The organism is Dyadobacter arcticus, assembly GCF_011762185.1.
GTDB lineage: Bacteria > Bacteroidota > Bacteroidia > Cytophagales > Spirosomataceae > Dyadobacter > Dyadobacter arcticus.
On the sequence record NZ_JAASQJ010000005.1, the window covers coordinates 139211 to 158692 of the forward strand.

18 protein-coding genes are annotated in these 19482 nt (G+C 42.8%); 10 read left to right on the forward strand and 8 right to left on the reverse strand.

Features of this window, described 5'->3' with window-relative positions; translation table 11 throughout:
* Window positions 1-2: 2 nt before the first annotated feature.
* Both FHS68_RS22160 and FHS68_RS22165 read left to right on the forward strand, forming a co-directional pair.
* Window positions 3-503 carry a hypothetical protein gene (locus tag FHS68_RS22160; protein ID WP_167275080.1) on the forward strand — a complete coding sequence of 167 codons (501 nt, stop codon included), beginning with the start codon at window positions 3-5 and terminating at the stop codon, window positions 501-503.
* A gap of 97 nt (window positions 504-600) precedes the next feature.
* Window positions 601-1842: an alkaline phosphatase family protein gene (locus FHS68_RS22165; RefSeq protein WP_167275083.1), complete on the forward strand. Its 1242-nt coding sequence runs from the start codon at window positions 601-603 to the stop codon at window positions 1840-1842.
* A gap of 4 nt (window positions 1843-1846) precedes the next feature.
* Here the strand turns inward: FHS68_RS22165 and FHS68_RS22170 are convergent, their stop codons facing one another.
* Window positions 1847-2515: a hypothetical protein gene (locus FHS68_RS22170; protein WP_167275085.1), complete on the reverse strand. Its 669-nt coding sequence runs from the start codon at window positions 2513-2515 to the stop codon at window positions 1847-1849.
* A 93-nt stretch (window positions 2516-2608) separates the two neighbouring features.
* Here FHS68_RS22170 and FHS68_RS22175 point away from each other — a divergent pair, with 93 nt between their 5' ends.
* Window positions 2609-4066, forward strand: a complete 1458-nt coding sequence (locus FHS68_RS22175; protein ID WP_167275089.1) for an NADH-quinone oxidoreductase subunit N — start codon at window positions 2609-2611, stop codon at window positions 4064-4066.
* Window positions 4067-4166: 100 nt separating this feature from the next.
* Window positions 4167-4451 (forward strand): LuxR C-terminal-related transcriptional regulator, encoded by a 285-nt coding sequence (locus FHS68_RS22180; RefSeq protein WP_167275092.1) that lies wholly within the window; start codon window positions 4167-4169, stop codon window positions 4449-4451.
* 624 nt (window positions 4452-5075) lie between these two features.
* On the opposite strand, the gene FHS68_RS22185 is transcribed toward FHS68_RS22180, so the two are convergent.
* The 4 genes from FHS68_RS22185 to FHS68_RS22200 form a co-directional block, all read right to left on the reverse strand.
* Window positions 5076-5243 carry a hypothetical protein gene (locus FHS68_RS22185; protein ID WP_167275094.1) on the reverse strand — a complete coding sequence of 56 codons (168 nt, stop codon included), beginning with the start codon at window positions 5241-5243 and terminating at the stop codon, window positions 5076-5078.
* Window positions 5244-5374: 131 nt separating this feature from the next.
* Window positions 5375-5584 carry a hypothetical protein gene (locus FHS68_RS22190; protein ID WP_167275096.1) on the reverse strand — a complete coding sequence of 70 codons (210 nt, stop codon included), beginning with the start codon at window positions 5582-5584 and terminating at the stop codon, window positions 5375-5377.
* A gap of 61 nt (window positions 5585-5645) precedes the next feature.
* Window positions 5646-6521 carry a TraB/GumN family protein gene (locus FHS68_RS22195; protein WP_167275099.1) on the reverse strand — a complete coding sequence of 292 codons (876 nt, stop codon included), beginning with the start codon at window positions 6519-6521 and terminating at the stop codon, window positions 5646-5648.
* A gap of 10 nt (window positions 6522-6531) precedes the next feature.
* A complete protein-coding gene (locus tag FHS68_RS22200; RefSeq protein ID WP_167275101.1) occupies window positions 6532-8124 on the reverse strand; it encodes a M28 family peptidase in 1593 nt (530 codons plus the stop codon).
* A 149-nt stretch (window positions 8125-8273) separates the two neighbouring features.
* Here FHS68_RS22200 and FHS68_RS22205 point away from each other — a divergent pair, with 149 nt between their 5' ends.
* The 3 genes from FHS68_RS22205 (at window position 8274) to typA (ending at window position 10832) form a co-directional block, all read left to right on the forward strand.
* On the forward strand, window positions 8274-8537 hold the full coding sequence (locus FHS68_RS22205) for a DUF4160 domain-containing protein (protein WP_167275103.1): 264 nt from the start codon (window positions 8274-8276) through the stop codon (window positions 8535-8537).
* A 1-nt stretch (window position 8538) separates the two neighbouring features.
* Window positions 8539-8808 carry a DUF2442 domain-containing protein gene (locus tag FHS68_RS22210; RefSeq protein ID WP_167275106.1) on the forward strand — a complete coding sequence of 90 codons (270 nt, stop codon included), beginning with the start codon at window positions 8539-8541 and terminating at the stop codon, window positions 8806-8808.
* A 209-nt stretch (window positions 8809-9017) separates the two neighbouring features.
* Window positions 9018-10832, forward strand: a complete 1815-nt coding sequence (gene typA, locus FHS68_RS22215; protein WP_167275108.1) for a translational GTPase TypA — start codon at window positions 9018-9020, stop codon at window positions 10830-10832.
* A 74-nt stretch (window positions 10833-10906) separates the two neighbouring features.
* Here the strand turns inward: typA and FHS68_RS22220 are convergent, their stop codons facing one another.
* The 3 genes from FHS68_RS22220 to FHS68_RS22230 form a co-directional block, all read right to left on the reverse strand.
* Window positions 10907-11605 carry a GIN domain-containing protein gene (locus FHS68_RS22220; RefSeq protein ID WP_167275111.1) on the reverse strand — a complete coding sequence of 233 codons (699 nt, stop codon included), beginning with the start codon at window positions 11603-11605 and terminating at the stop codon, window positions 10907-10909.
* Between the two features lie 66 nt (window positions 11606-11671).
* On the reverse strand, window positions 11672-14212 hold the full coding sequence (locus tag FHS68_RS22225; RefSeq protein ID WP_167275113.1) for a PspC domain-containing protein: 2541 nt from the start codon (window positions 14210-14212) through the stop codon (window positions 11672-11674).
* Window positions 14213-14241: 29 nt separating this feature from the next.
* Window positions 14242-14616: a PadR family transcriptional regulator gene (locus FHS68_RS22230; RefSeq protein WP_167275116.1), complete on the reverse strand. Its 375-nt coding sequence runs from the start codon at window positions 14614-14616 to the stop codon at window positions 14242-14244.
* A 236-nt stretch (window positions 14617-14852) separates the two neighbouring features.
* Between FHS68_RS22230 and FHS68_RS22235 the strand changes: the two genes are divergently transcribed.
* The 3 genes from FHS68_RS22235 to FHS68_RS22245 are packed head-to-tail and all read left to right on the forward strand — an operon-like array spanning window position 14853 to window position 19480.
* Window positions 14853-15362 (forward strand): dihydrofolate reductase, encoded by a 510-nt coding sequence (locus tag FHS68_RS22235; RefSeq protein WP_167275119.1) that lies wholly within the window; start codon window positions 14853-14855, stop codon window positions 15360-15362.
* Between the two features lie 34 nt (window positions 15363-15396).
* The gene (gene porU2, locus FHS68_RS22240) at window positions 15397-18687 is read left to right on the forward strand and encodes a putative type IX secretion system sortase PorU2 (RefSeq protein ID WP_229212022.1); all 3291 of its coding nucleotides are present in this window, start codon (window positions 15397-15399) and stop codon (window positions 18685-18687) included.
* A gap of 58 nt (window positions 18688-18745) precedes the next feature.
* The gene (locus FHS68_RS22245) at window positions 18746-19480 is read left to right on the forward strand and encodes a DUF4290 domain-containing protein (protein ID WP_167275121.1); all 735 of its coding nucleotides are present in this window, start codon (window positions 18746-18748) and stop codon (window positions 19478-19480) included.
* The last annotated feature ends 2 nt before the right edge of the window (window positions 19481-19482 follow it).

Genomic DNA, 19482 nt, shown 5'->3' on the forward strand with positions numbered 1-19482 from the left:
CAATGAAAAAAATCATCCTGCTCATCACCCTCTTATCCATTTGCAGTTTTGAAACACTGAAAGCGCAGGCCTCAGTTGGTTATTATCCTTGGAGCAGCCTGCTATCCATTAGTACCAATTCCCGAAAAGCGGTATGGCTGGACACCCGCTTTCAGACCAATTCGCTGTTCAGCAGCCTCAGCGTGGACATTCTGCCTATGATCAATCTCAAAAGAGGCGAAGTGATGCAGTGGTATCTTGGCGGTGGATTACGGCTGAACCCGCTGTACCGCATTGCAGACGCAGATGCAGATTTGATTACCATCGACGGCTATTCCATTAATTTTGGCGTAAGAATTGCTCCACTACCTAAAAACCGCAACGTCCAGCTGGCACTTGAACTTAATCCTTATGTAAAAGATGAGTTCGATAGCGGCGTTTTGAAAAGCCATTTCGGATTGGTTTATGTTTTTGGCAAGAAGAAAAAAGAAGAGGTACTCCCCGCACCAACAACGAATCCCTGATATTTATTAATAATTTCTTAGTCTTCAAATGCCTTCAAATTCGGTAAATTACCTTTTATTTGAGGGCATTTCTATTTCTAAGTCATCTCATACTCCTATGAAACTATCCTTACCCTGCTTTATTCTCCTATTTGTTTTCTTAGGATATGCTGATGGCGTTATTGCTCAGACAAAAGCTAAGAAAACCCTTTTCATCATTGTAGACGGCATTTCCAGCGACAGTAAAGAAAAAATAGCTACGCCAAACCTGGATGCGATTGCAAAAGTGGGTGGGTATACCCGCGCGCATGTGGGTGGTGAAAGAGACACTTACTCGCAAACCCCAACAATATCTGCGGTTGGTTACAATAGCCTGCTGACAGGTACTTGGGTGAACAAACATAATGTATGGGATAATGACATTAAAGATCCCAATTACAACTACTGGACATTGTTCCGATTTTTTGAAAGTCAATACCCCAATAAGAAAACCGCGGTATTCTCCACATGGCTGGACAATCGCACGAAATTGGTGGGTGAAGGACTTCCAGAAACAGAAAAACTGCGCCTGGATTATTCGTTTGACGGATTTGAGTTGGATACCGTTCACTTTCCTCATGATAAAACAAGCCAATACATCCATTTGATCGACGAAAAAGTAGTGAATGAAGCAACATCTTATATTCATGACAACTCGCCCGATATGTCGTGGGTATATCTGGAATTCACGGACGATATGGGCCACCGTTATGGCGATAGCGAGCAATTTCACAAATCCATTCAAACGATGGATGATCAGATGGGACGGTTATGGAAGTCTGTCCAATATCGTGAGAAGACATTCAATGAAGACTGGCTGGTTGTGGTCACCACTGATCATGGCAGGGATAGTAAAACCGGCAAAGGCCATGGCGGGCAATCGGACCGTGAACGCGGAACCTGGATTGTTACCAACGCGAAGGATTTGAATGCTTCATTCAAGAACACACCAGGAATTGTCGATATCATGCCCACCGTGGCCAGGCATATGGATATTCATATCCCGAAAGAACAGTCGTTTGAAGTGGATGGAATTTCGTTGACAGGCAAAGTATCCGCCACGGATTTTAGAGCAAAAAAAGAGGGTAGTAAGGTGTTACTTTGGTGGAAAACCATTGAAAAAGACGGAAAAGCGAAGATATGGCTGACTACAACCAATCATTTTCAAAAAGGCAATCGTGACCTGTATAATTTAATGGATGAGGTCGATCTGGCAAATGAAAAAGCCGAGATAGATATCAGTAAATATCCTCCCGGCTTTTTCAAAATCGTATTAGAAGCAAAATACAACAATGCCAATTATTGGATTGTTGACAAATAACCAATTAGTTACCTCCTCTCCCTGCTTTGTAAGAATCGTATTCTTCAAGTAACTTGATAAGATCATCATCCGCAGCGAAATCAAGCTGCTGTTCTCTGATCACATAGTTCAGTTTGTTCTTCTCGTCGGTTAGCAGCTTAAGAAAGCTGCTCCTATTTTTCAATTGAACCGGATTCATCTTGCCATCTTTTAGAATGTACAGCTTGGCCGAAGGATCAATAGTCATGGTGGCCGAAGCCTTTTCCACTTGGATAGGCTTCACATATTTTTTGAGAAGCTTTGTGTTACCGTCATAAAGCAATCGGTAAAAACTCTTATCGGTATAATCGCCAACAGCCGGGTAGCCATTTTTGAAATTGTAAAGGTCCGTACCGGTTGGAAGATTAAACTCTGTTACACCAGTGGACGCCCTATACATGGCAGAATCAACCTTATACTCAACTTCATCCTTTCCTAAGTCATATCGGAGTTTGATTCCATCGTGCACCTTGTCGTCATTGGTCCTTACACTTCCTGAATACCATTCTTTAAACAAATAACTCGAATTTTCACCGCTGGTAGATTGCATTTCCTTGTATGGAGTGCCTGATAGTCCGGTAGAATCCTGCTGCGCCATTGCGACTTGTGCGATCAGAAGCGGAGATAGTAAAAAAAATCTTCGTAAATAATTCATGATTTAAGTTGGTTAATTTGATAAGTTAAACGGGAGAGTTTAGATTGCCTGTCATCTTTCAGTACTTTTGCCAAAAAAATTGTACCCGTTCCATTGGATATCAGCGAACAGCTAATACATATACGCCAAAGTCTGGCCGGAATCGTTCCGGAAATATTTCTGGCAATTCTTTTTTGCCTTTTCCTTTTCGCAGAATTGCTCCTTTCAAGCCGGTTTGAAAAGAAAAAAGCCTCCGCCTATCTTCAGAACATTGCATTGGCAGGCGCCATTATCACACTTTTCCTGGTCATTGCCCAATGGAATGAAGAACCTGCTTACCGGTTTCAGCCTTTGCTATTTTTGGACAAACAAGCCGTTTATTTCAAACTTTTGATCGCGATTTCATGGATTTTCACCCTGATCCACGTTCGTGTTCTGAAATACGATTTCCCGCCGGAGTACAATGCATTGCTTATTGCTGCGGTAACCGGTATGAACCTGCTGAGTATGTCTACACATCTATTGTCGATATACCTCTCACTAGAGTTAATTTCCATCAGCTCCTACTTGCTGGTGGCATTGTCACCATACAAAAAGGCGGCCGAAGGCGCGATTAAATACCTCCTTTTTGGTGCCGCGAGCTCAGCGGTGATGCTATATGGCATTTCATTCGTCTATGGCCTGACCGGAACGCTCGATATCACCAACGAGGCGATGACTGCCGGGCTATCAAATAACCCCGATCTGGTGGTAACGGTTACCATTGTACTGACGCTGGCCGGACTTCTTTTCAAACTTTCCCTTGTCCCATTTCACGTCTGGACGCCTGATGTTTACGAAGCTGCACCTACACCGTTGGTTGCATTTCTATCGGTTGCGCCCAAGATTGCAGTCGTATTGGTTTTAATGCGTCTGGCTGGAATTTTCCCGTCACAATATTTCCCGGTACTGGGAGGAATCGCGCTGATTAGCATGACCGTTGGAAATGTGGCAGCATTATGGCAAACCAATGCGCGCCGGCTTCTTGCATACTCATCCATTGCACAGGCTGGCTATCTGCTGGTGGGCATAGCCACTTACAGTCGCTTTGGCTTCGAGTCCGCGGTTTTTTACGCCTCGGTTTATATGGTGATCAACCTCGCAGCATTCTTTTTGATTGACCTTTTGCAACCACGCATTGAAACAACATTGTCTGATTATGAAGGACTTGGCCGACATTCAATATGGATATCCGGTATTCTCACCGTCATCATGATCGCATTGGCCGGTTTGCCGCCTACTGCTGGATTTACATCAAAATTATTAATATTCTCGGCGCTCTGGGAAAGTTACCACCAACAGGAATTCCCGTGGATGCTTTGGTTGTTGATTGGTGGGATACTTAATGCTGCCATATCTCTCGCCTATTACCTGCGACTTCCTTATCTGCTATTTTTCAAGAATTCAAAACAAACTGATTATAAGGGAAATAGGAGCTTGTCTGGGAAAATAATCGCAGGGTTTCTCGCACTCACAATTCTACTTCTGTTTTTCAGGCCAGACTGGCTGACCAAATGGATATCTGCTTTTTGAAATACATATAGAAATAAATTTACCAAAGAGCGTATATATTTGCAGTAACAGAAAACTCATCGTTCGAAAAAATTAGTGTAAACCCAATTTTCGATCGTTGATGCAATTTCTAGAATTACCTGCCATCGGCAACCCTGCGTTAGTCGAACACAATTTCTCCCTCCTGAAACCCAGAGAATGGAAAGTGCTTATCCTTCTCATTGACGACTTCACAAATCAGGACATTATGGTTGCGCTGAACCTCAAACGGCGAACTGTCATCAATCTCAGAAACTCCATCGGAGACAAACTAAATCTTAAAGGCGCCCATACACTCGCCCAATTCTGCCGCAGCAATCGGGAATTAATCCTGTGTCAATATAGCGGGTATCATTCCAAAAAATAGTTTCAACTGTAGGTACAATTGTACCTTTTTTGAGATTGGGAGGTTGGGTAACATTGTGGCGGAGTAGGAAGTCTGCCAGCAATTCCTATCGATTCTGCAGGCGGGGCGTCCAGATTAATGTTGTAGAAACTTACTTATAAAGGGCAGGATCGTTGGTGAAGCTAAGAATGCAATTCCCGTCGCTTGGACTAGGCTTCAATCTAGAAATGATAAATCGGCAAGGTTCTGAGCTGAGAATTATAAACATGGAAGACTATCATTATAAGTGGTGATCCGTAAACCTATATTAAGTAATAACATGAATATCAATAGATTTCTGTCCTTACTTAAAAGAAGACCATCAGGCAAAAAGCATTGGTTCGCCATTGTCCTCTATGGCCTTATCGTCGGAATTATTGATTCCTACTTTATAAAAGTCGATCGCAACTATTATATCAATGTTTTCATTGCCGGATGTTGATTCTTCATTTTAGCTTAAACTACTATTTTATCCACCGGCAAAAAGATCCCAATTCATCGTAGCAACTTCTATAAGCTGAATAAACTTGGTTGTCAAAACTGGGCACCTGACCAGCATCAAGTGCCCAGTTTTAATGCTGAAATATGACTACGACAAATGCCTCTTCATAGTTTCACTATGTTCTTATAGCTGTTTTCCAGTCTGGCGACTAATGTTGCTACCCTGAGCTGGTTTACAATATGTTTTCGCATCGAAAAGGTAACATTTTCAAGGCCATCGGCAAATAAGTAATCCTCGACTATTGCATTAAGCGAATTTTGTGTGGTGTTCATACATTTACTAATGTTTAGTTGTTAAATAATTAAACTGACCCAGTTATTTGAGTTTGCAAGACGATGTATCCGGGTTTTCTTTGGCATTAAATTTGTCTATTTTCCGACAAATTTAATTTAAATAAAAAGCCTCACGGCTCATGTACTATGCTTGTCTTTATTTTGAAATGGCCAAATTCGATCAGGATTTCCCGCATACGCTTTTCGGAAATTCCTTGGTTATAAGTGTAATCCTTCCAAGCCCGAACAGCTTTACCCTTTTTCAATTCCGGGCTTAAAGCAGGATAATGATTCTTGATCCACCAGTCAAACGCTTCTGGTATGGTATCGAAGCTTGTCATATTTCAAATATACAGTTTTGTCGGAAATTAGACAAATTATTTTTTAGTGGGCAATCTTAGGCTACAAAACCGCCCGCACCTGATACCCTTCCTTTCTCAACAAAGCAATCACCCCCTTTTCGCCCCCCAAATGCGCTGCCCCAACCGCAAAAAAAGTAGGCTTTTCGGACATTATTTTTTGGATGCGGGAGATCCATTTTTTATTTCTCGCAAATAGCATGATCTCCTCATTTCCATCCATCCCGAATTCGCTTTTCATGGTCAGGTTGTACAATTCGTTGACTTTTTGCGCCTTGTACAGGTTAACCAATTCCTTAAATTCCTTTCTTGCGGCTGGCAGATTATCGATCATGGTCAGGATCATTTTTGCCTGGTCTTTGTAAGGAATCGAATCGAAAATGGCCATTTGTTCGTCCAATGTTTCAATACCGATTACCTCCGATTTTTGTTTTGCAGCCAGCTCAACCAGCGACATTTCGTAAGATTGCGGCTGACATGACAATACCGCATTGAAAAGCGGCCCCATTAAAACAAATGGTTTGGCTTGCTCAAACATCTGTATTCCCATCCCAACAGAATCCTTGTAAAACTGGCTCAGCTTCGCATATTCCTGTTCCGAAAGTAATTTTCTCAAAGCATTTCCTTCTCGCATGTTCATGGTTTTCATCATCGCCATCATCATACCCGGATCATCCATATCGATTTCCAGCGCTACCTGCTGTGAACGGGCCAATGTTGCTTTGAGTGAATCGCTCAAAGAAAAATCGGCAGGACAGATTAAATGAATGGTGCCGAAAAGATAGGATGGTTTTTCGACGCCCGGCGTAGCGCCGCCCGGCGCCTTGATTTCCCAAAGCAAAGATTTCTCAGTCGGCACCTGAGCCAGACTTAAATTCGCAATGATAAAAAATAACATTCCCCACAAAATTATTTTCATATCTGGCTTATTATTGCTTGTGACTGTCAACGACGATTTTTTCGTCCCTGTTTACTAATTCCCAGGCAGTGTAAAAGACCAGTTTCACAATCGATGACTGCTTATCGAACATGATCTTTTCCACGTCATCCCCTGGCTTGTGATAATCCTCATGAACGCCCGTAAAATAGAAAATGACGGGCACGCCCATTTTTGCAAAATTGTAATGGTCGGACCTGTAATAGAAACGATTAGGGTCCTTGGGATCATTAAATGTATAATCCAGCTTGTAGTTCACATACTTTTTATTTGCCTCCTCGCTGATTTCATGCAGCTTGGAAGACAGTTTGTCCGAACCAATCAGGTACACATATTTCGGGTCGCTTTTGTGCGCCTCATCAATGCGGCCGATCATATCAATGTTCAGATCTGCGATCGTATTTTGCAATGGATACAACGGGTTTTCTGAATAATATTCCGACCCAAATAATCCTTTTTCCTCGCCCGTCACATTCAGGAACAGAATGCTTCGTCTTGGCCCTTTGCCATCAGCTTTTGCTTTACTAAATGCCTCTGCCAGTTCAAGTAGTGAAACCGTACCAGATCCATCGTCGTCCGCGCCATTGTTAATTTCGCCATTTGCCGATTTTCCAATGTGGTCCAAATGCGCACTGATGACCAGTACTTCATCTTTTTTATCAGAACCCTCCATGAAAGCCGCAACGTTCTCCGTTTCAATGGTCTCGCTCACTCTTTCAGCTATCAGGCTTACTTCACCATTCATTTTCTTTTGATTGGGCTTACCAGATTTGTCAATCTCCGATTTACTTTCGCCCAACTTCTGAGCAGATGTGCCGAGTATACTGGAAGCCATTTCGGGAGATATGACAAATGCCGAAAGATTCTCCGGATCTTCCTGAACAGGCTTTAAGGTGGGTGCACTAAATCGGCGCGTCATTACCGCATGCTGCCTGACTTCCTTGTTCCAATCCTCACCGGTTTTATCAGTAACAATGAAAACATAAATCGCCCCTTTTTCTTTTGCTAGTTTAACTTTTTCCTTCCAACTAACCGGGCCACTCCATTTGGTTCTTTCACTGCTACCGCTCAACAGATATTTTTCTCCGCCGCCTTTTGGCTCGCCATCATAAATAACAACGGACTTAGACTTCACATCCAAACCGTCATAATCACTGTAACTTTTATCCTGAATGCCGTAACCAGCCATCACTACCGAGGTGCCAGCCTCCTGAGGGACATTAACGAGTCCATTGAGATAAAAATCCTTATTAAATTCATACTGTTTGCCAGCAGCTTTTACAAACACTTTCCCCCAGCTGCGCTTGTGTAAAGTATATTTCTGCAGATAACTTTTGGAACTGTCAGCAGCAGTGGCCGCCGGCTGGTAACCGTATTCCTTATAATATTTGGTCACATATTCAGCCGCTTTCTTCTGGCCAGGTGATCCGGTATCGCGTCCTTCGAGACTGTCCGACGCAATTATGACCAGATGTTTTTTCAAATCTTCCGGCGTGATGCTTTCAGCGTATTTAGTGACGTCATCCTGGGCAAATGCTACTGTATTCACAAGTAGCAGCAATCCGCCAATTAAGTTTTTGTTCATTTTGAAGTATTAGTGGTATGTCAGTTATTACAAAGAACGGAAAGGATGAGGCGATTGCAAAATTCTGAAACTTTAATAGTTAACATGAAAATGATATACGTGAATGCTTCGTAACTTTATATATTCAAGTTCATAACACACACTCATCAATGCCCGAAATAAGCCGCTTCTTTGGAATCGTTATCAGAATGTTTTTCGATGACCACAACCCTCCCCATTTTCACGCTGAATTCCAGGAATATAAGGCCTTAGTTGCTATTCAAAGTGCCGAATTAATTGATGGCTACCTTCCAGTAAAGCAGTTAAAATTGGTTCAGGCTTGGGCGATATTGCACGAGGAACAGTTGCTGGAAAATTTTAATAATCTGGGGAAGGACATTAAATCCTGGAATAAAATAGAGCCGCTCAACTAACATGCTACACTACATCAAGAAAATAGTATCCGTTGAAAACTACACAATATACTGCCTGTTCAATACAGGTGAGGTAAAGGCAGTTGATCTCACAAGTATTATCGAAAAATATAAAAAGATAAATGATGGTCTTGTAAGTCAATTATCTGATCCAGACTATTTCAGAACTGTCAGGCTGGACTCATATGGAACATTGAGCTGGGATAATGGAGTCGATTTCGATCCAGATAACCTTTACAATATGTCAGAAAGTAAAATTGAAAGATTCTGATATTTTTCTTCACTTTTTGTACTTCTCCTAGCCTGATGTCTCTTTTTTGGCTGTTAACAATTAATTAATTGTAAAATACTGTTATTCAGGGAAAAACTCGTACATTTGCACCTTATTTGACTAAACTTCAGTCAAGCAAACTCAACGGTTCTTGTTAACCAATCTGTTACAGGTTAAATGAATCGTAAACAATTCATCTAAGAGAAAAAATGCAAGCCATTCGTAACATCGCAATCATTGCACACGTTGACCACGGTAAAACCACTTTGGTTGACAAAATCATCCATGCTTCAAAGCTCTTTCGGGACAATCAGGAATTTGACGACCTGATCCTAGATAACAATGACCTTGAAAGGGAACGGGGTATTACCATTACTTCCAAAAACGTATCTGTTCGTTACAAAGACTATAAAATTAATGTAATCGATACTCCAGGTCACGCCGACTTTGGCGGTGAAGTGGAACGTGTACTGAAAATGGCAGATGGCGTTTTGTTGCTGGTCGATGCATTTGAAGGTCCTATGCCCCAAACACGTTTTGTATTGGGTAAAGCCATCGATTTGGGTTTGAAACCAATCGTGGTTGTTAATAAAGTAGATAAAGAAAACTGCCGTCCCGAAGAAGTTCAGGAAAGCGTTTTTGATTTAATGTTCAACCTGGGCGCATCCGAAGACCAGCTCGACTTCGTAACCGTTTACGGTTCTTCAAAACAAGGCTGGATGGGCCCTGATTGGCAGCACCCAACTGATAACATTACCTATTTGCTGGATACCATTATCGAATCAATCCCTGCACCTGTGATTGACGAAGGTACCCTGCAAATGCAGATCACTTCTCTCGACTATAATGCATTTGTGGGCCGTATCGCTATCGGACGTGTAAGAAGAGGAACGATTAAAGAAGGGCAAACACTGTCTCTTTGCAAAGCGGATGGTGTAATCAAAAAAGTGAAGATAAAAGAACTTCAGACTTTTGAAGGACTTGGACGTGTCAAAGTATCTGAGGTAACAGCAGGCGATATCTGCGCTGTAACAGGTATTGAAGATTTTGAAATTGGTGATACGATCGCTGATCTTGAAAATCCGGAGCCAATTACACGTATTGCTGTGGATGAGCCCACAATGAATATGTTGTTCACCATTAACAATTCGCCATTCTTTGGTAAAGAAGGCAAGTTTGTTACATCACGCCACCTTCGTGACCGTTTGATGAAAGAAACCGAGAAAAACCTTGCATTACGCGTTGAAGCAACCGATACTGAAGATAAATTCCTTGTTTTTGGACGCGGTATCCTTCACTTGTCTGTTTTGATCGAAACCATGCGTCGTGAAGGTTATGAATTGCAATTAGGCCAGCCGCAGGTATTGTTCAAAGAAGATGAAAATGGCGAGCGTCTTGAACCAATCGAAACCTTGGTAGTGGATGTTCCGGAATCAACTGCCGGCAAAGTAATAGAATTGGCAACGCAACGTAAAGGTGAATTGCTGGTAATGGAGCCGAAAGGTGATTTGCAACATCTTGAATTCCTGATACCTTCGAGAGGTTTGATTGGACTTCGTTCCAATGTATTGACTTCTACTCAAGGTGAAGCCGTAATGACCCACCGTTTCAAAGAATTCGGGACATTCCGCGGACCGATTCCAGGGCGTATCAGCGGTTCTATCATTTCAAAAAATACAGGACCAGCCACTGGTTATACCATTGATAAATTACAGGATCGCGGCCGTTTCTTTGTAGAGCCAGGTGATGAAATTTACGGTGGACAAGTTATCGGCGAGCATAACCGCCCGAACGATATCGTGGTAAACCTTCAGGAAGCGAAAAAATTGACCAACATGCGTGCCTCAGGTACAGATGATGGATTGAGGATCGCTCCAAAAATCAATTTTTCTCTGGAAGAATCGATGGAATACATTCAGAAAGACGAATATCTTGAAGTTACGCCGCACAGCATGCGTATGCGCAAGATTTATCTGGAAGAAAACGACCGTAAACGTAATTCCGGCAAAATGGAAATGGCATAGTCCAGACACATGGAATATATATAATGCAAAAAGCCGGCTTGTCCGGCTTTTTGCATTATATATATTCCATAAACTCAATCAGCCCTTTTAACAGAACTAGCACCCGAGGTGCTGGAATGAATATCTTTTGCGCCGCCTGAATAACGAACGCTGCTTGCACCACTGGCTTCTGCATTTACGGTCGCGCTAGCAACTACTGCTGCACTGCTCGCTCCTGATGCATCAATGTTTGCCGTTCTGGCTGAGAAATCCTTTCCTTTAAAAGAGGATGCCCCACTCACTTCGCCGGTCAAAACATCGCCAGTACCAATTAGGATAAGTGTTGATGCTCCGGAAAGATCGAAGGTAACTTTTGGAGCGGCGCTGTTGATGGTAACAGAAGAAGCTCCTGACACATCAATACCCAAACTTTTTGTTCCTGGAAAATTGGCGACATTGGCTTTGCTGGCCCCGGAAAACTCCACGCCCTCCAACGAAGGCATTGTGATATTAACATTGACCGTTTTCCGGTTTTTATTCCAGCCATTGCTTTTGTATCCCAAATGGAATGTTCCGCCGCGAACGGATGATTCCAGGTCGTCCAGATCTTCCTTACGTCCTGATGTAGAAACACTGAAACCGCTGCCTTGCTTCACTTCAATTTTAAATGCACTGCCCATGGATAACTTATTAAAACCGGAGGCAGAGAAATTACGGGTATCCTGCGCATTCGCATTCAGTGACAATGTGATGAGTATGAATGCAACAACATTAATGGCAATTATTTTTTTCATGATTTTATTTGGTTGGATTTCTTGAAAGATGAAGGGAAAGTCAAAAAAGTTGCACGTTCCTTTATCTTACTGCTGCACATTGATTTTACTTGCGCCGCTCGCGTGGCGGTCCAGATTAGGGATTCTTCCCAATTCCATTTTAGAAACACCGGAAGCTTCAACGTCTGCTGTTTGAATATTCATTTCAGTAGCGTCCAGTTTGCAGGCTCCGTGTGCATCGAGATTGGCCGATTTAGCCGATCCCTTCAATGTAGCTTTTGAAGCACCCGAAATACCTACACTCAATTGATCGACATCTACGTTAAGCTCTGTTTTGGACGCACCTGAAATGTCTACATTCAGCTTCGCCAGACCGATGAAACCTGTTAGTAAGGTTTTGTTTGCGCCTGAAAGTGATAATCCTTCGATGGTCGGCATGGTAATCACCAGTCCAACGCGTTTCCAGTCATTGTTGAAAAGGTTAAACTCTTCTGATCTTTTTACTTTTAACGTACCATTTTCGACGAATACTTTAATATCATCAATGGCTTCCTGCTCTTCGGCATCCGCAGCCACGTTGAATTCGGCTCCCTGCTGGATCACGATCGAATATGCACCGCCAATGTCAATCTTATTGAATTCAGTTACTGTGAATTGTTTGATATAATTTCCTTTTTCACCCAATTCAAGGCCGCTGTTGTCATCATAATCAAAAGTGAAACCTTCCTTCTCGCTATTGTTTTCCTCGTCAGGGCTTTTCAAAAATTTAGCCGGCATATTGATACAAACCAATCCTGAATCGCTGCGGATCTCCCATTTCAGCGTGTTCCATTTCACTTCATTATTATCAAGATGATACTTGCCCATGTTCGGATAGGAACCGTCCCAATGACTCAGCGAATAGTAAAAATCACGGGTCATGATAAAGGTCTTATTGTATGGAACGCTTAGTGCCAGCTCAATCCGCTGGTCGCGAAAGGGACCGTGGCTTGCCAAAACCGGGCCTTCTTTGATCAAGAGGGTCGAATCTTTGAAAGCGATATCATATTTCAGCATTTCAGCATTCTTTTCCGCGTCTTCACGGTTACGGCCTCTGGCAGACAACGTCTTTTCCAACTTTACGCTATCAGCATTGTTATACCCCTCAATGCGAATGGAAATGTCAACATTATCCTCATTGTGATCATAATTATTATCGTAGTCCAAAGTAAGCGTGCCCACCGGAACTGCATAAAAGGCCGATTGCACCACTTCTCCGCGTTTCGCAAAATTTCTTTGGTACGAAACCCCACCTACCGTGCTTCCTATAATCCCTACAATCCAAAGTCCAAGCATTGTTAACCAAACTGAACTGCCCACAATTCTCTTATTCGACAGTAACGTTAGTCCTAACAGAAGGAAAGTGATCAGCGGAACGGCTGCAACGAGGATTCCGGAAAGGACCAGAATGTCAGGCAATTCCTGAAATATCAGCAATGGGGCTGGCAAACCATCAAATTGGGCGGCATTTGTTAAGCCAAGCGCTACACCCCCAGCGATAACCAGCGCAAGCAATGATAATACGGACATGGCGATCAGCATGGCACCGATCAGGATCCTGAGAATTGGCCCAAGACCCCTAAGCAACTTTCCCAGCGCACCAATGATTAGCGCAATCGCACGGAAAGGGAATAGTAAAACCTTGGTTAGCCCATGCTCTTCGCCCCCTCTTTCTTCCAGATTAAGGCTTTGTTTAATGTTGGATTCGATATTGGAAAGCGTGATAGGCTCTCCTTGCATTTCCATTTTCTCCGTTAACGTGTGAGCTACCGGGGCAATAATCCAGAGAACAATGTAAATAAGTACCCCTGTACCAAAAAGCAGGATGGATAATACCCACAGAAACCTTACAACGCCCAGGTCTACCCCGAAATAGGAAGCCACACCTGCTGCCACGCCACCTACCACTTTACGATCCGGATCGCGATAGAATTTTTTAATTTTAGTATCCTCTTCCAAACCAACGGTACCAGGGAACGCAACCCACATGGCTATGTAAACAAGTACCATAAATCCAGAGAACGGGCCGAATTCATCCTCCATATTCAAACCCAGCATGCCTGAACCGGCTGGCAGACCTACCACTGTAAAAAGGAAGGCCAGCCTTACCCAAATCGGGTCCACGGTGAAGTAATGTGCCAGACCAGCTGCTACGCCACCCAATAATTTCCGGCGAAGGTCTCTGTAAAGTTTTTTGGGAGCACCTGCTTTTGCTGGTTCTGTAATCGGCGGGGTATATCCAGATACGGGTTCATCCTTGGGTACAAACGTTTGTGAAGTTGCTGTCTCCAATGGATCGGCCAGTATATCCTGGGCTTGCTCAATAGCTTCGAAATCTGCAACGGTACCCATTGCGGCAATCAACTCATCCACGTCTGTTAGCGAAATAACCTGCTTGGCCTCCGCTTTTTGCTTATTGGTAAATCGTTCGGCGATCCTTCCTTCGATATCAGATACTATTTCCTTGCTGTCGGCAAATGAAGAAAAGTACTTTTGAATCGAAGACAAGTAACCTTTTAACTTCTCGTACCCATCTTCCTCAATGTGAAAGATGATACCACCTATATTTATGCTGATTGTCTTTTTCATGATTGAAATAATCGAATGTCTCTAAATGATCAGTTAGGGTCAGAAAGATTAGTTGCAGCTGCTTTGCTCAATTCCTCTGTGCGATGTATCACAGTTGTCACAGATTCTGCCAACTCAACCCATGTGGACTGCATAGAGTCCAGAAATATTTTCCCCTCTTCCGTCAAAACATAATATTTCCTTGGAGGCCCTGATGATGACTCCACCCATTTGTAGTCCAACCAACCTGAGTTTTTTAATCTGGTGAGAAGAGGGTACAACGTCCCCTCCACCACCATGATGTGAGCGGACGTTAGTTCATCCAACATATCAGAAGCGTATACTTCGCCCCTTGATATGATGTGCAGGATGCAGAATTCCAAAATTCCCTTCCGCATCTGCACTTGGGCATTTTCAATATTCATGTGGTTTCATGTGTTAATTAAATGAATAAGTTCATGGCTAAAAGATAGAATTCGAAGTTTCTATAATAGCAAAGGTATACACAGGTACTTTGCGATGCAAGGTACCATGTTAAAAAAATGTTTTTGTAGGGAGGAACGGTTATTTAGGATAGTTGACCGGTCTAATAATACGATGACTAAGTAGGACGTTTTCCCCCGGCTTTTATATTGCATTTAAAACCTAACATTAGAGCGTTTTGGTATCGCAAACGGAACTATATATCATCGCCGCTATGAGCGAAAACAGGGTCATTGGTTTAGGTGACCATCTGCCCTGGCACTTACCAGACGAATGGAAACATTTCAAGAAAGTGACTGACGGGAAGCCATTTTTAATGGGGAGAAAAAGCTATGAGGCGCCCGACGCTTTGCATTCTTTATACCGGAATGTCATTGTCACTTCAAAAGCGCCGGATATTAAGGAAAATTCGACAGAGTATGCCAAAGATATTTCTGATGCACTTGCGTTACTTTCTGATGAAAAGGAAGTATTTGTATTAGGGGGTGCATCGATTTTTAGTCAGATGCTCCCTTTGGTTCAAAGACTTTATTTAACAATTGTTCACGCGCAAGTCGAAGGAGACGCTTATTTTCCGGTTGTTGATCAAAATGACTGGGAGCTGGTCAGTTCTGAATACCATGGTACCGATGATGCGCATGCATTTTCGTTCTCTATGAACCTTTATATCAGAAAGGAACCGGAATAAGTGCTGAACCTGACTTGGGTTAATCTTTAATTCCATGGTCAGGATTTTTGCACACACCTTTGTTTATTCCTTTTTTCTGTTTTTCCAGCAATTAAGTGCGCAGAAGAAATACGGAAACGAATGGATTAATCCCTCTCAAAGCTATTTTAAAATTCCCGTAGCCTACACCGGCTTATATCAGATCACCAAACATGATCTCAGCAGTTCAGGAATTTCTATTGAAGACATTCCGCCTACTGCTTTCCAAATGTTCAGGCAGGGCAAGGAAATAGCGATTGACGTAAATTTCGGCTCGCTGGGAAATGAGGCTTACATTACCTTTTACGGAGAAAAGAATGATGGCCACACTGATTCGTCGCTCTACATTTCTCCCGGAGCAATGCCGCATTCACATTATAGTCTTTATTCCGATACAGCCGCGTACTTTCTCAGCTGGCGCGTGGATGGCGGTTTTGGCAAAAGGATATCTGAACGAGAGCCACAAGGCACAATAGACAGCATTGCATGGAATTTTGAAGAATCAATACAGCTTTTCACTTCTCATTATCTCCCCGGCAACTTCTATCCGCCGGGAAGCAATTTTGATACCGGCTCGATTTTAAGTGACTACGATGTTGGAGAAGGCTGGACCGGGCCGCAGATACCAGAAAATCAATTTCTTGAGATAACATTCAACATCGAAAATGCGATTACATCAAATTTTGAAAAAGCAGAAATTGAGCTTTTACTAGCAGGCTGGACAGCGGGAAATCATTCCTTCGAACTATGGTCCGGCCCAAAAACTAGGTTGAAACGAAAGCTTTCCGACATCGCCTTTTCTAATTACAACTCCACCGACATTCACGCCTTCTTGAAACCAACGGATATTGGGGAAGATAGAAAAATGACCCTAACTATACTTCCAGTGGGAAAAGGCGGTCATGTATCTCTTTCGTACGGTTTGCTGAAATACCCGCAGCAGACAAGATTCAAAGACATTTTAACGCAGAAAAAATTTTCATTTGATCTATCCAAAAACCGCCTTTGGATGGCTGACGAAAATTCTGGTATCACATTCTATGATGTTTCAGATCCATTAAGTCCCAGAAAATTAAGAAGAACAGATTTCGGCATCTTACTTGATGGTTCCACGCAAGTATTGGGAGTAAAACAAGCATTGAATGTCAGCGAGATAAGCCAAATTCATTTTAGGAAAATCAACCCATTGGATTTCGACTACCTTATTATTTCCCATCCGCTCATGCACCTGCCAGTCGAAGGAATTGATCCTGTCAATGCATATGCGGCTTACCGCGCTTCGACGGCAGGCGGACGATATGAGCCATTGATTATTAATTCCTCCGAAGTCTATAATCAATTCAATTTTGGAGATCCCGGGCCGCAGGGAATTAGAAATATGATTTCCTGGCTCCATAATGCCGAAAGATTAAAGTTTGTGTTTTTAATTGGCAGGTCCATTGATCCGCAAAAAGCACGAAAATCGCCGGAAGCCCGACAAGTTGATATGGTACCCAATGCAGGCTGGCCGGGTTCGGACATTGCGTTGACGATGGATCCAGCGGATTCAACCCAGACATTCCCTTCCATACCGATTGGGAGGATCAATGCACTGACTTCTCAAAATGTACATGATTATCTGCTCAAAGTAAAGGCCGTGGAAGCCGAACCAGCCTCCGCTGCCTGGCGAAAAAATATCCTGCATTTGAGCGGTGGACGGTCTCGCGATGAATTATCGGTCTTTAAAGGATATGTAAAATCCTTTGAGCAAAAAATCTCAGGTTCGGCAATTGGAGCGTCAATTGCAACCATTTCGAAGCAAACTGATGACCCCGTCGAACAGCTAAAAACAAATATTCCAATCAACAAAGGTGCCGCGCTGGTTACGCTCTTTGGACATTCAAGTCTTGACGTGACGGACATTGACATTGGGTATGCGAGCGACCCAAAGAGAATGATTGACAATCATCCAAGATATCCGGCCGTAGTCGTCAATGGCTGCGCCTTAGGTAGTATATTTTATTCTGATAAAACCCTCAGCAGTGACTGGATCTTTGCGCCCAAAAGCGGTGCAGCACTTTTTCTGGCACATACCTTTAATGGTGTCTCTTCATCTCTTAAACGGTATACTGATTTCTTTTACGAGGTACTTGCCGATAGTGTCTTTACAAATCGGGCTTTTGGAGAAATTCAACAGGAAATGATAAAAAGAAATTTGCAAAGTAGTCACAGCATTTACGATCGGACGACAATTCAGCAAATGACATTGCACGGAGATCCGGCCATACGGATTTTTCCGGCGGCCCTACCCGATTATCTGCCTGACTCGTCGTCTGTTGGGCTTTTTGATTTATCCGGAAAAGAATTGAATACTTCCAGCGACAGCATTCTGGTCAAAGTTGTGGTTAGAAATAATGGTAGATATAAAAAGGAGAACTATCAATTCACTTTCAGAAGAATGGCGGGATCAACGATCCTGCAACAGTTTCTGACAACATTACCAGCGCCGCCGATTTTGGATACAATGTATTTTACGATTCCAAATAATCCGCGTATTACCGAAAAGGATCAATTGCAATTCATTATTGACGAAGACAATAAGCTGTTAGAGGAAAATGAAGTAAATAATAAACTGGTCATCCGTGTCGCTGATATTCAAAGTTCGTCCACGCAACCAGATATGATCCCTCCGCTTTTAATGGTAGAAATTGATGGAAGACAATTGGCTAATAATGACGCTATTTCATCCCAACCTACCATCAATATTGAACTTGTTGATCAGCATCTCGCTGCCCGTGACACTACGGCCATTGTAATTTGGTTAAAGAAAAAATGCACCGGATGTGTGGAAAAGAGAGTTTATTTGAACAATGCGATCTGGAAAAGCATTTCTCCGGAACATATTAGCGTAGAAATACCGTTCCATAATAAGCTGGCCAATGGTTCTTACCTTTTGACGGTTCAGGCCAAAGATTTGATAGGAAACTTCGCACCTCTTTATCAAATCGACCTCCGGGTCAGTGATAAGTCGGGCCTTGTTAGCGTTAACGCTTCACCTAATCCGACCGATTATCTATTCAGGTTTACCTTGGAGCTTGAAGGAACAGTGCCGACGGAAAAAGCAAGACTTTTCATATCCGACATTTCTGGCAAACTCCTTTTAGAAACATCCTTTCAATGTCATCCTGGTCTGAATGAATGGACGTGGGATCCAGGAACGCTTCCAACAGGTGCATATTTATATCGGATTATGTTATCAAAAAACATCCCACCTGCATCCCCTGAGGTCGGAAAGGCTTTAAGCGGACGATTATTATGGGTTCGCTAAGAATTTTCTTTTGGTAAAAACTTCTTATTTTTGTCAATTATATAACAAATACAATCCCTTGAAAGAATACGGTAGTAACGTACAAAAGCTTGCCGAACACATCGTAAAGATGGAGGATAAGGCAAAACGCAATCTCTACGCCCACATTTTGATTGAACTTATGCGGCAAATACATCCGAATATGAGGGACAATCAGGATTACACCAATAAATTGTGGGACGACCTGTACATTATCTCCGGCTTCCAATTAGATGTAGACAGCCCTTTTCCACCTCCTTCGCCAGAAGCGCTCGGTAGGAAACCTCTTAAAGTGGGCTACAACCAGTCGAATCTGATGTACCGCCATTACGGCAAAAACATTGATTTACTACTTGAGAAAGCGGTTCAAACTGAGAATAAGGAAGATAAGCTGGCATTTGTGTCTTATATTTTTAGACTTATGCGCTCTTTCTTCAATGCCTGGAACAAGGATAACCCGGAGGACAGTGTGCTTCTCGGGCAACTTGAACAGTTAAGCAAAGGCTCTTTAAAAGAGGAAATTGACTATATCCGTCAGAATGGTCCGGTTGACGCTGCTCCAAAAGATCGTAACAATAATGGTGGTCAGGAACGCAACCGTGGTAATCATGCCGGCGGAAGCTTCAAGGCACAATCGAATCACAATCCGGAACGGCAGGGAGGAAATAACCAGGGTAATCCCAATAATCCCAACCGCAACAGGCCTAATAACAAATTCTCCGGCCGCAATAACAACAGCAACAACCGCAATAACCGCAAAAAACCTGGGTTGTAAAA

What these genes read in the sequence shown, in the direction of transcription:
- FHS68_RS22160 (WP_167275080.1), top strand. Translation starts at nt 3, where the DNA reads ATGAAAAAAATCATCCTGCTCATCACCCTCTTATCCATTTGCAGTTTT.
- FHS68_RS22165 (WP_167275083.1), top strand. Translation starts at nt 601, where the DNA reads ATGAAACTATCCTTACCCTGCTTTATTCTCCTATTTGTTTTCTTAGGA.
- FHS68_RS22170 (WP_167275085.1), bottom strand. Translation starts at nt 2,515, where the DNA reads ATGAATTATTTACGAAGATTTTTTTTACTATCTCCGCTTCTGATCGCA.
- FHS68_RS22180 (WP_167275092.1), top strand. Translation starts at nt 4,167, where the DNA reads ATGCAATTTCTAGAATTACCTGCCATCGGCAACCCTGCGTTAGTCGAA.
- FHS68_RS22185 (WP_167275094.1), bottom strand. Translation starts at nt 5,243, where the DNA reads ATGAACACCACACAAAATTCGCTTAATGCAATAGTCGAGGATTACTTA.
- FHS68_RS22190 (WP_167275096.1), bottom strand. Translation starts at nt 5,584, where the DNA reads ATGACAAGCTTCGATACCATACCAGAAGCGTTTGACTGGTGGATCAAG.
- FHS68_RS22195 (WP_167275099.1), bottom strand. Translation starts at nt 6,521, where the DNA reads ATGAAAATAATTTTGTGGGGAATGTTATTTTTTATCATTGCGAATTTA.
- FHS68_RS22200 (WP_167275101.1), bottom strand. Translation starts at nt 8,124, where the DNA reads ATGAACAAAAACTTAATTGGCGGATTGCTGCTACTTGTGAATACAGTA.
- FHS68_RS22205 (WP_167275103.1), top strand. Translation starts at nt 8,274, where the DNA reads ATGCCCGAAATAAGCCGCTTCTTTGGAATCGTTATCAGAATGTTTTTC.
- FHS68_RS22210 (WP_167275106.1), top strand. Translation starts at nt 8,539, where the DNA reads ATGCTACACTACATCAAGAAAATAGTATCCGTTGAAAACTACACAATA.
- typA (WP_167275108.1), top strand. Translation starts at nt 9,018, where the DNA reads ATGCAAGCCATTCGTAACATCGCAATCATTGCACACGTTGACCACGGT.
- FHS68_RS22220 (WP_167275111.1), bottom strand. Translation starts at nt 11,605, where the DNA reads ATGAAAAAAATAATTGCCATTAATGTTGTTGCATTCATACTCATCACA.
- FHS68_RS22225 (WP_167275113.1), bottom strand. Translation starts at nt 14,212, where the DNA reads ATGAAAAAGACAATCAGCATAAATATAGGTGGTATCATCTTTCACATT.
- FHS68_RS22230 (WP_167275116.1), bottom strand. Translation starts at nt 14,616, where the DNA reads ATGAATATTGAAAATGCCCAAGTGCAGATGCGGAAGGGAATTTTGGAA.
- porU2 (WP_229212022.1), top strand. Translation starts at nt 15,397, where the DNA reads ATGGTCAGGATTTTTGCACACACCTTTGTTTATTCCTTTTTTCTGTTT.